The 12646-nt window shown below is 71.2% G+C and carries 7 protein-coding genes; 3 read left to right on the top strand and 4 right to left on the bottom strand.

The window, feature by feature from the left end; translation table 11 throughout:
• Window positions 1–314: 314 nt before the first annotated feature.
• From ACZ6B8_RS24480 to ACZ6B8_RS24465, 4 genes are all read right to left on the bottom strand, one after another.
• Entirely contained in the window at window positions 315–1811 is a 1497-nt protein-coding gene (locus tag ACZ6B8_RS24480) for an SDR family NAD(P)-dependent oxidoreductase (RefSeq protein WP_471608625.1), read from the bottom strand.
• A gap of 70 nt (window positions 1812–1881) precedes the next feature.
• A complete protein-coding gene (locus ACZ6B8_RS24475; RefSeq protein ID WP_471608624.1) occupies window positions 1882–3252 on the bottom strand; it encodes a WS/DGAT/MGAT family O-acyltransferase in 1371 nt (456 codons plus the stop codon).
• A 203-nt stretch (window positions 3253–3455) separates the two neighbouring features.
• On the bottom strand, window positions 3456–5807 hold the full coding sequence (locus tag ACZ6B8_RS24470; protein ID WP_471608623.1) for a GH92 family glycosyl hydrolase: 2352 nt from the start codon (window positions 5805–5807) through the stop codon (window positions 3456–3458).
• A 177-nt stretch (window positions 5808–5984) separates the two neighbouring features.
• Complete coding sequence (locus ACZ6B8_RS24465) at window positions 5985–8618, bottom strand: PA14 domain-containing protein (RefSeq protein WP_471608622.1); 2634 nt, start codon at window positions 8616–8618, stop codon at window positions 5985–5987.
• Window positions 8619–8789: 171 nt separating this feature from the next.
• On the opposite strand from ACZ6B8_RS24465, the gene ACZ6B8_RS24460 reads away from it, so the two are divergent.
• From ACZ6B8_RS24460 to ACZ6B8_RS24450, 3 genes are all read left to right on the top strand, one after another.
• The gene (locus tag ACZ6B8_RS24460) at window positions 8790–9803 is read left to right on the top strand and encodes a LacI family DNA-binding transcriptional regulator (RefSeq protein ID WP_471608621.1); all 1014 of its coding nucleotides are present in this window, start codon (window positions 8790–8792) and stop codon (window positions 9801–9803) included.
• A gap of 168 nt (window positions 9804–9971) precedes the next feature.
• Window positions 9972–11072 carry an ABC transporter substrate-binding protein gene (locus tag ACZ6B8_RS24455; RefSeq protein ID WP_471608620.1) on the top strand — a complete coding sequence of 367 codons (1101 nt, stop codon included), beginning with the start codon at window positions 9972–9974 and terminating at the stop codon, window positions 11070–11072.
• A 1-nt stretch (window position 11073) separates the two neighbouring features.
• Complete coding sequence (locus ACZ6B8_RS24450; protein WP_471608619.1) at window positions 11074–12597, top strand: sugar ABC transporter ATP-binding protein; 1524 nt, start codon at window positions 11074–11076, stop codon at window positions 12595–12597.
• Window positions 12598–12646 lie beyond the last annotated feature (49 nt).

Genomic DNA, 12646 nt, shown 5'->3' with positions numbered 1-12646 from the left:
AGGGCGACCGGAGGGGAAGGTTCCGCCAGTGCGGCGAACTCACCGGAGCGGGCCGACGGGTTCATCGCCACCGCGCGTCACACCCGAACGATCAGGCACGCCGCCGCTCACGGGCCGTACGACTGGCGGGAAAGGGGCACACACGGACCGGCCGCAGTGACGGACGCCACACTCGCCGCCGCGCACCACTCGTCACCACGCGCCGCGCTGAGCACCCTGCGCCACACACCGACCCCAGGCCCCAGACCCCAGGCCCCAGACCGAGTCACCCAGCTCCGGGCCAGGCCCAGGCCCGGCCCCGTCTCCGGGACGGCCTACCACTTCCCGGGCGCGTAGTCCTTCAGGAAGACGCCGTACAGATCCTCGCCCGCCTCACCGCGGACGACCGGGTCGTACACGCGGGCGGCGCCGTCGATCAGGTCGAGCGGGGCGTGGAAGCCCTCCTCGGCGAGGCGCAGCTTGTCGTAGTGCGGGCGCTCGTCGGTGATCCAGCCGGTGTCGACCGAGGTCATCAGGATGCCGTCGGTCTCGAACATCTCCTGGGCGCTGGTCCGCGTCACCATGTTCATCGCGGCCTTCGCCGCGTTGGTGTTCGGATGGCCCGCTCCCTTGTAGCCGCGGCCGAAGACGCCCTCCATCGCCGAGACGTTCACGATGTACGCGCGGCCGCTCTCCGCCTTCTTCGCCGCGTCGGCCATCGCTCGGCGCAGCGCGCTGATCAGGATGAACGGCGAGGTGTAGTTGCACAGTTGGGTTTCGAGGAGCTCCACCGGGGAGATCTGCTCGATGGTCTGCACCCAGGTGTTGCTGTCGACGACGTCCGGCACCAGTCCGCCCGCGTCGATGGCGGTGCCGTCGAGGTGCCGGGCGACACTGGCGTTGCCCGCGACGAGCGCGAGGTCGGCGACCTGCTGCGCGTCCAGGCCGCTGGTGCCGACGGGCAGGGCGGCCAGGCCGTCCACCGCACCGGAGTTGAAGGCGCCGATCACGGAGTGCGCGGGCAGCTCACCGGCGGGCAGCGGCGCGCTCTCGCCGTCGACCAGGGCGGCGTAGGCGGACGGCAGCCGGCGCACGGTCTGCGTCGCGTTGTTGATCAGGATGTCCAGCGGGCCCGCTTCGGCGACCCGCTCGGCGAGGGCCACGGACTGCGCGGGGTCGCGCAGGTCGATGCCGACGACCTCCAGCCGGTGCAGCCACTCCGCGGAGTCGTCCATCGCCTTGAATCGCCGGATGGCGTCCTTGGGGAACCGCGTGGTGACGGTCGTGTGGGCGCCGTCCCGCAGCAGCCGCAGCGCGATGTACATGCCGATCTTGGCACGGCCGCCGGTGAGCAGGGCGCGCTTGCCGGTGAGGTCGGCGCGGGCCTCGCGGCGGCTCCGGTTCAGCAGCGCGCAGTCCGGACAGAGCTGGTGGTAGAAGTAGTCGACTTCCACGTACCGGGTCTTGCAGGTGTAGCAGGAGCGCGGGCGCTGGAGTATCCCCGCGATCCGCCCCTGCTCGGTCCGCGACGAGGGCAGCAGGCCCTCGGTCTCGTCGTCGATGCGCTGGGCGGAGCCGGTCGCGGTGGCCTCGGTGACGGCCTTGTCGTGGGCGGTCTTGGCGGCCCGGCGCTCCTGGCGGCGGCGCTGCTTCACCGTCCGGTAGATCCCGGCGGTGGCCCGGCGCACGGCGATCGCGTCGGGGTGGTCGACGTCGAGCCGGTCCAGCTCGTCGAGCACGCCGAGACAGACGGCGAGACGGTCGGGGTCGATGCCGGGGCCGTACGCCTCGTCCCCGACGGTCCCCTCCTGGCCTTCGTCTGTCACCGTCATCGCCGCTGTCCTCGTGTCATTCCGTGCCACGGCGCATCTGGTCGTCCGCGGAAGCTCCAAAGGCGGAAGTTTACGTAGCGGTGGCCCCGCTCTCCAAACCCACGCCCTGTGCGCACACCGTCACCAGGCCGTCCAGCTCGTCCCGCAGGCCCTGTGCGAGCAGGTCCAGATCGGGCACGGCGGCGGCGTCCGCGACCAGCCCGTAGTGCACCCTGCCCCGGTAGGTGGAGACGGCGACGGCGAGCGACTGGCCCCGCGCGAGCGGCGCGAGGGGGTAGACCTCGGTGAGCAGGCAGCCCCCGAGCCGCAGCCCGGCGCCGGGCAGCGGAACGCTGGTGACCAGGATGTCGAAGAGCAGCCGGGCGGCCTGCGCCACGGCGGGTCCGCCCACCCGGTGCCCGAGGGGCGGCACGTGTTCGGCGAGCAGCGCCACGGCGCCCGCGCCCCGCTCGGGGCCCGCCTCTTTGTTGCGGTCCATGGCGGCGCGTACGCGGCGCAGTCTGGCCAGTGGGTCCTCGTGGCCGACGGGGAGCTTGACCAGATAGCCGGAGAGCCGGTTGCCCGGCGGCTGCGCGGTGCGCGGGCGGCGCCGCGAGACGGGGATCAGGGCGCGCGGCTCGACACCCTCGCTGCAGTCGCCGCGCTCGTCGAGCCAGCGTCGCAGGGCTCCGGCGACCAGGGCGATCAGTACGTCGTTGACGGTGCCGCCCACCGCCTTGCGCACCTGGTGCACGTCGTCCAGGTCGAGGACGACCCCCGCGGTGCGGCGGGTGCCGGTGGGGGACGAGGTGAGCGCGGCGCAGGAGCGTACGCCCAGGGTGGCGCGGGCGACGGAGCCGCCGATGCCGACCACCCGGCCCACCTCGGCGACCGTGCCCCGGACGCGCCCCGCCACGGTGCGCAGGTCCGGGGCGGCCCACGGCGCGATCGCGGGGGTCGACGGCCGCGGACGGGGCACCGGCAGGCCGCCCGGGTCGAGGAGGGCCGCGCCGAGCGTCAGGGCACGCAGCCCGTCCGCGAGAGCGTGATGGAACTTGAAGAGCACGGCGAAGGAGGTGCCGTCGGCGCCCGGCAGCACGTGCGCCTCCCACGGCGGCCTGCCCCGCTCCACCGGCCGCCGCATGAGGTCACCCGCCGCGGCGTGGAAGTCGGCCGTCGGCGCCGCGGTCCGTATGTGCTCCAGCGGGTCGAAGGCGGGCGCCGGCACGCGTATCGCCCCGCCGACGGGCAGCCAGACGGGGCGTATGCGCATGCGGAGTCCCGGCACGGCCGCCGCGCGGTCCGCGAGGAGGCCGGCGGCCCGGTCCGCCGCGCCGGGGCCGTCGGCCTCGAAGACGCCGAGGGCGCCCACATGCATGGGGTGCTCGGCGGTCTCCATGTTCCAGAAGGCCAGATCGAGCGGGACGAGCAGGTCGGAGCGCTGGGCAGGCGATGAAGTCACGGACTCGCTCTCGCGTCGAGGACGATGCGGGCAGGTGCGGGGAGGGGCGGACGTGCAGTCAACCGCCCCTCATGACTACGGTCAAGTACGGCCTGTATACGTTGAGTTAACAACCGTCGATGCCGTCTTGTCCGCGCCCTTGGCCGCGCCCGCGCCCGACCGCGATCAGTCTTGGCGGCACGCTCCCGGGACCCGGCATGGCCTCACCTCACGACGGGCGGGGCGTCCCCTTGCGCCGTCCCCCACTCCGAGGGCTTCTCCCCCACCGTGAAGGAGAGCTCCCTGGCGTCCCGGATGTCGTCCGTGGTCAGGTACGTCGCCTCGTGAGCGGCCCCGTCGACCCGCGCCGACCGGATGTACCGCCTGCTCTCCGAGGTGCCCGGCGCCTTCACCGTCAGCGCGCCCCGCGGGTAGTAGCGGCGGTCCAGGCGCAGGTCCACCCGGTCGAAGACGGGCGTCGACAGGCCCCAGGTGTCCATGCCCGGCTGGACCGGGAAGACGCCGATCGAGGAGAGCACGTTCCACGCCGACATGGTGCCGAGGTCGTCGTTGCCGGTCATGCCGGTCGGGGCGTCCGTGAAGAGGGTGAGCGCGGCGTGCACCACGTCGGTCGTCTTCCACGGCTGGCCGGTCGAGAGGTAGGTGTACGGGGCGATGAGGTCGGGCTCGTTCTGGGGGTTGTACTTGTCGGCGTTGTAGTAGTCGTAGGGGCCGTTGACCCACACCTCACGCGTGGTCTTGGCCGGGTCCTTCAGCAACTGTTCGTAGGCGAAGAAGGAGTCGAGGCGTTCGGTGGCGGTCCGCTTGCCGCCGATCAGGTCGACCATGCCGGGGATGTCCTGCGGGACGAGCCACTGGTACTGCCAGGACGTCCCCTCGTGGAACCCCTCGCTCTTGGCCGGGTCCGCGGGCCCGGTGAAGGCACCCGAGGCGTCCCGCGCGCGGAAGAAACCGGTCGAGGCGTCGAAGATCTTCCGGTAGTTCTGGGCGCGCGCGGCATAGCGGCGGGCGTCCGCGTCGTGGCCGAGCTCGCGTGCCATCGTGCCCAGCATCGCGTCGGAGAGGGCGTACTCCAGCGTGGCGGAGGCGCCGTGGTCGTAGTCGGAGTCCCCGGGCTTGGCGTGCGGGCGGCCCTTGACGTACGGGGCGAAGCCCTCGGCCAGGTACTCCCTGTTGGCCTCGCGCCCGACCGGCGCGGAGTCGGCGGGCGGCACCCCGTCGGCGTTCTTCTTCAGCGCGCGGTACGCCTTCTCCTCGTACCCCTTCAGCAGGCCCTGCTGGTAGGCGTTGGTGAGGAACGGCGTGACCGGGTCGCCGGTCATGATGTTCGTCTCGACCGTGCCGTAGCCCCACTTGGGCAGCCAGCCGCTTTCCTCGTCGATCTTCAGTACGGAGAGCGCCATGTCACGGGACTCGCGCGGCGCGAGCAGCGCGAGGAGCTGGGCCTGTGTGCGGTAGGTGTCCCACAGGGACCAGTTCTGGTAGTACGTGAACCCCTTGGCGCGGTGGGTCCGCTGGTCCCAGCCCGTGTAGCGTCCGTCGACGTCGCTGCCGATGTTCGGCGCGAGGAACGAGCGGTACAGCGACGAGTAGAAGGTGCGGCGCAGGGTCTCGCTGCCGCCCCGCGCCCGTACGTCGCCCAGCCGCTCCTCCCACGCGGCGCGCGCCGCGCCCGCGACCTGTTCGTACGAACGGCCGCCCTCGGCACGGAGGTTGCGGGCCGCGCCCGCCGCGTCCACGTACGAGAGCGCGGTCGTCGCCTCGACCGTGCGGTCCTTGGTGGTGTCGAAGCGGAGGAAGGCGCCGGTGCGCTCCTCCCCCGCCGACGTCTCCTTCGCCCCCTCGGTGACCGTGCCGCCCTTCCAGGTGCCCGACGTCGTGAAGGGGCGGTCGAAGCGGGTGAGGGTGTGCAGCGTGTACGGCCGGGTGTCCTGGCAGAAGCCGCTGCCGGTGATCGAGGTGCGCACGGTGCGGCTGTCGAGGATCTCGACCTCGGTGCGCACCGTCCTGTGCAGCGACTGCCCCGCGTTCAGCAGCACGTTGGCCTTGGCCGTGGCGGGGAAGGTGTAGCGCTGCACGCCGGTGCGGGCGGTCGCGGTCAGCTCCGCCTCGATGCCACCCTTGAGGCCGACACGGTAGCGGCCCGGACGCGCGCTCTCCTCGTCGTGGCTGAACTCGGCGGCGTACTTCGCGTAGTCGGTCTCCGTCACGTCGCCCGTGGTGGGCAGCGTCGGCAGATCGCCGCCGAGTCCGCATCCCACACCCGAGAGGTGGACCGCGGAGAAGCCGCGGATATGGGTGTCGGAGTGGTCGTAGCCGGTGTTGTGGCCGGTGTCGGGCGAGAGCTGGACCATCCCGAAGGGGACGGCGGCGCCCGGGTAGGTGTTGCCCTCGTTCTCGGTGCCGATGAACGGGTTGACCAGGTCGGTCAGCCGGCTCCCGGCCGGCGGGCGGGGCACGTCCGCCTCGGCCGACGGCATGGCGAGTGCGCCGCCGAGCAGGGCGGCCAGCGCCGCCACCGTCCCCGCGCCGCGCAGCCGTTGGGTCCGTCTCATGGTGGGACTCATGGGGGAACGCCTCCTCGAAGGCCTGCGGCGAGCGTGTCGGACAACGTTGTCAACACCTACTGGGCGATCATTCTTCGGCCGTCCGCGTGTACCCGTCAAGAGGTCTGCGGCGCACGGGCCCGGTCCCCGGCCCGCCCGAAACGGCGGACCGGGGACCGAGGGGGTTCAGGAGCGCGTGCAGCCACCCACCGTGGCCTGCGACGCGTCGCGGATCAGCGCCTCGTGCGCCGCCTTCACCCGCTTCACGTCCGGCTTGACGACCTTGCGGTCGTAGGTGAGCAGACCGTTCAACTCGCCCTCCACATCGGTGATCTGGGTGTAGACGGCGCCGTTGCTGCCCTTGCAGGCGAGCGCCCGCACCTCGTCGAGCTTGGCGAGGTAGTCGTCCGTGTAGGTGGCCGGATCCACGTCGACATAGCTCTGCTGCACGGCCCAGGCGTGGCCGGGCACCGCGAGGCCGAGCCCGCCGTACTCGCCGCTCACCAGGGCCCGCTTGCCGTCGGGGTGCGGCGGCAGCGCCGGGCTCGGGTAGCCGTGCTCGTCCATGATGTCGCCGGCGTTGCCGTCGGCGCCGAGGTTGAGGCCCGACATGTTGTTGACCAGGCGCGTCGGGTCCCAGGACTTCGCCTGTTCCGCGACGCGGCCGATGTCGTACTGGCCCCAGCCCTCGTTGAAGGTGACCCACATGACCACCGACGGGCTGCTCGCGTGCTCGTCGATCATCTGCTTCATCTCGCGCTCGTACTGCGCGCGGGCGGCCGTGTCGGGGCTGCGGCCCGCCTCCATGGCCGGCATGTCCTGCCAGACGAGCAGGCCCAGCCTGTCCGCCCAGTAGAACCAGCGGTCCGGCTCGACCTTGATGTGCTTGCGGACCGAGTTGAAGCCCATCTCCTTGTGCATCTTCAGGTCGTACGCGAGCGCCTCGTCGCTCGGCGCGGTGTGCAGGCCGTCCGGCCAGAATCCCTGGTCGAGGGTGGCCATCAGGAAGACGGGCTTGCCGTTGAGGACGGTGCGCGGGGTGCCGTTGACCTTCTCGACGGCGATCGACCGCATCCCGAAGTAGCTGCTGACGCGGTCGCCCTTGCCGATGCGCACCTTCAGGTCGTAGAGGAACGGGTCGTCGGGGGACCACAGCCGCGGATCGGCGATCCTGAGCTTCAGCGGCTGCCCGGTGCGCCCGCTGACCTCCGCGACCTTCTTGTGTCCCTGGTACGCGGCGGCCGTGACCGGCACTCCGTCCCGGACTCCCCGTGTCTCGACCGAGACCTGCTTGCCCGGCACGTCCGGTGTGATCTTCAGGGAGTCCGCGTGGTCGACCGCGACCGGCTCCATCCACACGGTCTGCCAGATGCCGGAGGAGGGGGTGTACCAGATGCCGCTGGGGTCGAGGCGCTGCTTGCCGACGGGCGGGTTGGCGCCGTCCGCGGAGTCGGTCGGGTCGTACACGCCGACGATGAGCTCCTGGGTGCGGCCGGGCTTCAGCGCGTCGGTGACGTCGGCGCTGAACTTGTCGTAGCCGCCCTGGTGTTCGGTGACCTTCTTGCCGTTGACGTACACCTCGGACTGCCAGTCGACGGCGCCGAAGTTGAGGTTGAGCCGCTTGCCCGCACCGATCCGCCAGTTCTTCGGGACCGTGAAGGTGCGGCGGTACCACATGCGGTCCTCGTGCCGTTCGAGGCCGGAGAGCTGGGACTCCACGGGGTAGGGGACGAGGATCTTCTCGCCGAGCTTCTTGCCGACGGGGGGTTTCTCGCCCGCCTTGGCCGCGGCGAACTGCCAGGAGCCGTTGAGGTTCTGCCAGTCGGAGCGCTTCAACTGCGGCCGGGGGTACTCACGGTGGGCGTTGCCGGGCGTGACATCGTCGGCCCACTTGGTGCGCAGCTCGTACTCGGAGTGGTTCTGGCCGCTGGTCCAGAACGGACCGACGGCCTTGCCGTCCGTGCCGGTGAGGCCGCCCTTGCCGTCGTAGCGGATGTCGGCGAGGCCCGGAGCGTCGCCGCCCTTCTTGCCGACGACGGGCTCCTTGAGTTTCACGAGGAGGCTACGCCGGTCGGCGGGGTCGGTCGTGGCGGTGCCGAGCGGCCAAGTGGCGCCGCCGATGACGGCGTTCAGGTGGCCGGTGAGGCCGGCGGGCGGGGCGGCGAGCGGCCGGGCGAAGTCCAGCTTCAGGCTGCGGCCGTCCTTCAGCACCGTGGCGTCGATGGCGCCGTCGTAGTCGAAGTCGGCGGGGATGCGCAGGGCGGAGCGCGGGACGGCCTTCTTCTCGCCGCCGGGCGGCGTCCACCTCAGGCGCAGGTTGGAGCCGCCGTAGTGCTCGAAGTACTCGACCTTGATGTCGTAGGCCTGGCCGGCCCGCAACTCGATTCCCTGGGAGGTCTGTTCCCTGTCCCAGTCGTCCTGCCAGTGGTCGATGGCGAGCTTGCCGTCGATCCAGAGGCGGAAGCCGTTGTCGCCGATCATCGAGAAGGTGGTGGCGCCGCTCTTCTCCGGCACGAGGCGGCCGGTCCAGCGGACGTTGACGTCGTCGGCCTGGCCGGTGGTGGCCTTGAGGCGGGACTCCAGGTTCCCGAAGTCGATGTTCGGGTCGAGGCCGGTGGCCTTGAGTTCGTCGAAGTCGAAGGCGCCGGGGGCGGACTGGGTGAAGTACTCGCCCTTGAGGCCGTGGATCTCGACGGGGTCGTCGTCGGCGTTCGCGGCGGGAACGGAGGTGAGTCCCGCGACACCGAGGGCCCCTGCGAGCAGCAGGGCGAGGTGTCGGCCGAGACGTGCGGGGCGTCCGGGATGTCGTCTGATGCGCACGGATCCTCCTTGGTGAGGAAGGGTGGCGGCTCGTCGCTGCAGTCTGTACAACGAATCTGTACAACGTTGGAAGGAACGGCAGTTGGCATGACAGCACGCTCTCCGGCGCGCTGTCCAGGGTCCCGACAATCGCCCCGAGGACCGGGGCGCCCACCGACGCAAGGAGACGCAGTGCGGGTAAGCCTCAAGGACGTCGCGGAGCACGCGGGCGTCTCGATCAAGACCGTCTCGAACGTGGTGAACAAGTACCAGCACGTCACCCCGGCGATGCGGGCCCGTGTGCAGGAAGCCATCGACGAGCTGGGCTACCGACCCAACTTGACGGCACGTCACTTGAGGAAGGGCCGCACCGGCATCATCGCGCTCGCCGTCCCCGAGCTCGGCAACCCCTACTTCGCCGAGCTCGCCGGCGCCGTCATCGACGCGGCCGCCGAGCACGATTTCACCGTGCTCCTGGACCACACCCGCGGCGAGCGTGAGCAGGAGGTCCTGGTCAGCCAGGGGTTCCGGGCCCGGGTGATCGACGGCCTGATCCTCAGCCCGCTGGAGCTTGAGTCGGAGGACCTGCGCGGCCGCGAGGACGACGTGCCGCTGGTGCTGCTCGGCGAGCGCGAGTACGACCTGCCGTACGACCACATCGCGATCGACAACGTGGCCGCGAGCCGTGCCGCGGTGCGCCACCTCATCGGGCGCGGCCGCACCACCATCGCGTTCCTCGGCGCCCGCACGGACTCCGCCAACCGCCCCGCCCACCTGCGACTCGCGGGCTGGCGCGCGGAGTTGACGGCGGCCGGGATCACCGCGTCCGAGAGCCTGGTGGGCCCCGTCGGCGGCTGGGACCGCTGGGACGGGGCCAAGGCCATGGCGCGGATGCTGGACGCGGGGGTGCGGCCCGACGCGGTGTTCGCGTACAACGACCTGGTGGCGATCGGCGCGATGCGGGTGCTGCACGAGCGGGGACTGCGGGTGCCGTGGGACGTGGCGGTGGTGGGCTTCGACGACATCGCGGAGGGCCAGTTCGGGGCCGTCACCCTCACCACGGTGGCGCCGGACAAGCAGGCCATCGCCCGGCTCGCGGTCGAGTCGCTGCTGCACAGCCTGGCGCATCCGCAGGAGCCTGCCGGACGCGAACTCACCGCGGACTTCCGGCTGGTGGAGCGGGAGAGCACACTGGGCCGACGCTGAGCACACCCCGTCTCCCGCCCGGGCGCCGCAGGTCGACGATGAGTGCGCGGAGGGTTTACAGGCTTCTTTCAACGATGTAAAAAGCTCCCCGTACCGCCGAGTTGACCGCAAGTGCCGTCTTTCCCGTGAGCGCTCTCAGTGCCGGGGCCGTGCCGTTTGGGGACTTCGATGAAGCCGACCACACTCCTCAGCCGTACCTCTGCCAGGACCCTTGTCGCCGCCGGCCTCACCGCGGGCCTGTTCTTCGCCGCCGGCTGCGCCAAGTCCGAGGACGACGGGTCCGACGGCTCCGGCGGCTCGTCGCAGGACCAGGACGCCGGACAGGAGGTCTCGTCCTCGGGCAAGGGCAGCGGCAAGACCTGCGCGATCGACGCGTACGGCGGGAAGAAGCTGGACCTGAGGAACGCCACCGTCGGCTTCTCCCAGTCGGAGAAGGAGGCCAATCCCTTCCGCATCGCGGAGACGGCCTCCCTCCGCGCCGAGGCGAAGAAGCGGGGCGTGAAACTCCTCACCGCCAACGCCCAGTCGCAGTTCTCCAAGCAGATCAGCGACGTGCAGGACCTCATCGCCAAGGGCGCCGACGTCCTCGTCATAGCGCCGCTCAACTCCGACGGCTGGGAGCCGGTGCTGCGCGCCGCCGGCGCCAAGCACATCCCGATCGTCACCATCGACCGCAAGATCAACGCGACCGCCTGCAAGGACTACGTGAGCTTCATCGGCTCCGACTTCGTCGAGCAGGGCAAGCGGGCCGCGGACCGGATGATCGAGACGACCGGCGGCAAGGGCAAGATCGCGATCCTGCTCGGCGCGGCCGGCAACAACGTCACCACCGAGCGCACCAAGGGCTTCGAGGAGCGCATCAAGGAGAAGGCCCCGGAGCTGAAGGTCGTCTTCAAGCAGACCGGCGAGTTCGCCCGCGAGAAGGGCCAGCAGGTCACCGAGCAGCTCATCCAGTCCAAGCCCGACATCACCGGGATCTACGCCGAGAACGACGAGATGGGCCTCGGCGCGGTCAACGCCCTGAAGGGCGCGGGCAAGAAGGCCGGCGACGTGAAGATCGTGACCATCGACGGCACGAAGGGCGCCGTGCGGGGCATCGTCGACGGCTGGATCGACGGCGTCGTCGAGTCCAACCCGCGCTTCGGCCCGCTCGCCCTCCAGACCCTGGAGACCTTCACCAAGGGCGGCAAGGTCGCGCAGGACATCGTCATCAAGGACAACGCGTACACCAAGAAGAACGCCGCGTCGGACCTCGGCAAGGCCTACTGACATGCTGTCGGTGACCGGCCTGACCAAGACGTTCCCCGGCGTGCGCGCCCTGGACGCGGTCGACTTCACCGCCCGCGCCGGCGAGGTGCACGCACTGATCGGCGAGAACGGCGCGGGCAAGTCCACGCTCATCAAGGTTCTGACCGGGGTGTACCGGCCGGATGCCGGTGAACTCACCTGCGACGGCGCCCCGGTGCAGTTCGCCACCCCGCTCGAAGCGCAGCACGCGGGCATCTCCACCATCTACCAGGAGGTCAACCTCGTCCCCCTGATGAGCGTGGCCCGCAACCTCTTCCTGGGCAGGGAACCGCGCGGCCGGCTCGGTCTGATCGACTTCCGGCGGATGCACCGGGAGGCCGAGGAGGCGCTGCGCGGTCTCGGCGTCCGCGTCGACGTGCGCCGTCCGCTGCGCGAACTCGGCGTCGGCGCGCAGCAGATGGTGGCGCTGGCCCGCGCGGTGGCGGTCGACGCGCGCGTCGTCGTGATGGACGAGCCGACGTCGTCGCTCGAACCGCGCGAGGTGCGCACCCTGTTCGGCGTGATCCGGATGCTTCGCGAACGCGGCATCGCGGTGATCTACGTCAGCCACCGCCTCGACGAGCTGTACGAGGTGTGCGACGCCGTCACCGTGCTGCGCGACGGCAGGGTGGTGCACACCGGGCCGCTCGCCGACCTCGACCGGCTGCGTCTGGTCGCCCTCATGCTGGGCCGGGAGATCGAGACGGTGCAGGACGAGGGGCTCACCCGGTTCACCGGAGACCACGAGGCCTTGTCCGAACCGGTGTTGCGGGCCGAGGAGCTGACCGTGCGGCACCGGTTGGACGCGGTGTCGGTCACCATCCGGCCCGGCGAGGTGGTCGGGCTCGGCGGGCTGCTCGGTTCGGGCCGCAGCGAGACCGCGAAGGCCATCGCGGGCGCACTGCCGCCCGACTCCGGACGCGTCGTGATCGCGGGCGCGCGGATCCGCACCGGTTCCACGCCGGCCGCCATCCGGGCCGGCATCAGCCTCCTCCCGGAGGACCGCAAGGCGGAGGGCATCGTCCCCGGCCTCTCCGTCCGCGAGAACATCGCCCTGGCCGCGCTCCCCCGCCTGTCCCGCTTCGGCCTGGTCCACGAGGACCGCATCGACACGATCGTGGACACCTTCATGAAGCGGCTGCGCATCAAGGCGTCGAGCCCGCACCAGAAGGTCGGCGAGCTCTCCGGCGGCAATCAGCAGAAGGTGCTGCTCGCCCGCTGGCTCGCGATGCACCCGAAGGTGCTCCTGCTCGACGAGCCGACCCGCGGCATCGACGTCGGGGCCAAGGCCGAAGTGCAGGGACTCATCGACGAGTTGGCGTCGGACGGCCTCGGCGTGCTCCTGATCTCCTCCGACATGGAGGAGCTGATCGAGGGCTCGGACCGCGTCGTCGTCCTCAAGGACGGCGCCGTGGTCGAGGAACTCACCGGCACCGACGTCACCGAGGACCGCCTGCTCCGCGCCATCGCCACCCCCCTGACCAGCACCGGAGGCCGCGGTGAGTGACCCCTCCCCCACCGTGCTCGCCGCCCCGGCGGGATCCGGCCCGGGCGGC

The organism is Streptomyces sp. NPDC041122 (assembly GCF_055592445.1).
This window is presented reverse-complemented; position numbering and strand designations above follow the sequence as displayed.

What these genes read in the sequence shown, in the direction of transcription:
- ACZ6B8_RS24455 (WP_471608620.1), top strand. Translation starts at nt 9,972, where the DNA reads ATGAAGCCGACCACACTCCTCAGCCGTACCTCTGCCAGGACCCTTGTC.
- ACZ6B8_RS24470 (WP_471608623.1), bottom strand. Translation starts at nt 5,807, where the DNA reads ATGAGACGGACCCAACGGCTGCGCGGCGCGGGGACGGTGGCGGCGCTG.
- ACZ6B8_RS24450 (WP_471608619.1), top strand. Translation starts at nt 11,074, where the DNA reads ATGCTGTCGGTGACCGGCCTGACCAAGACGTTCCCCGGCGTGCGCGCC.
- ACZ6B8_RS24480 (WP_471608625.1), bottom strand. Translation starts at nt 1,811, where the DNA reads ATGACGGTGACAGACGAAGGCCAGGAGGGGACCGTCGGGGACGAGGCG.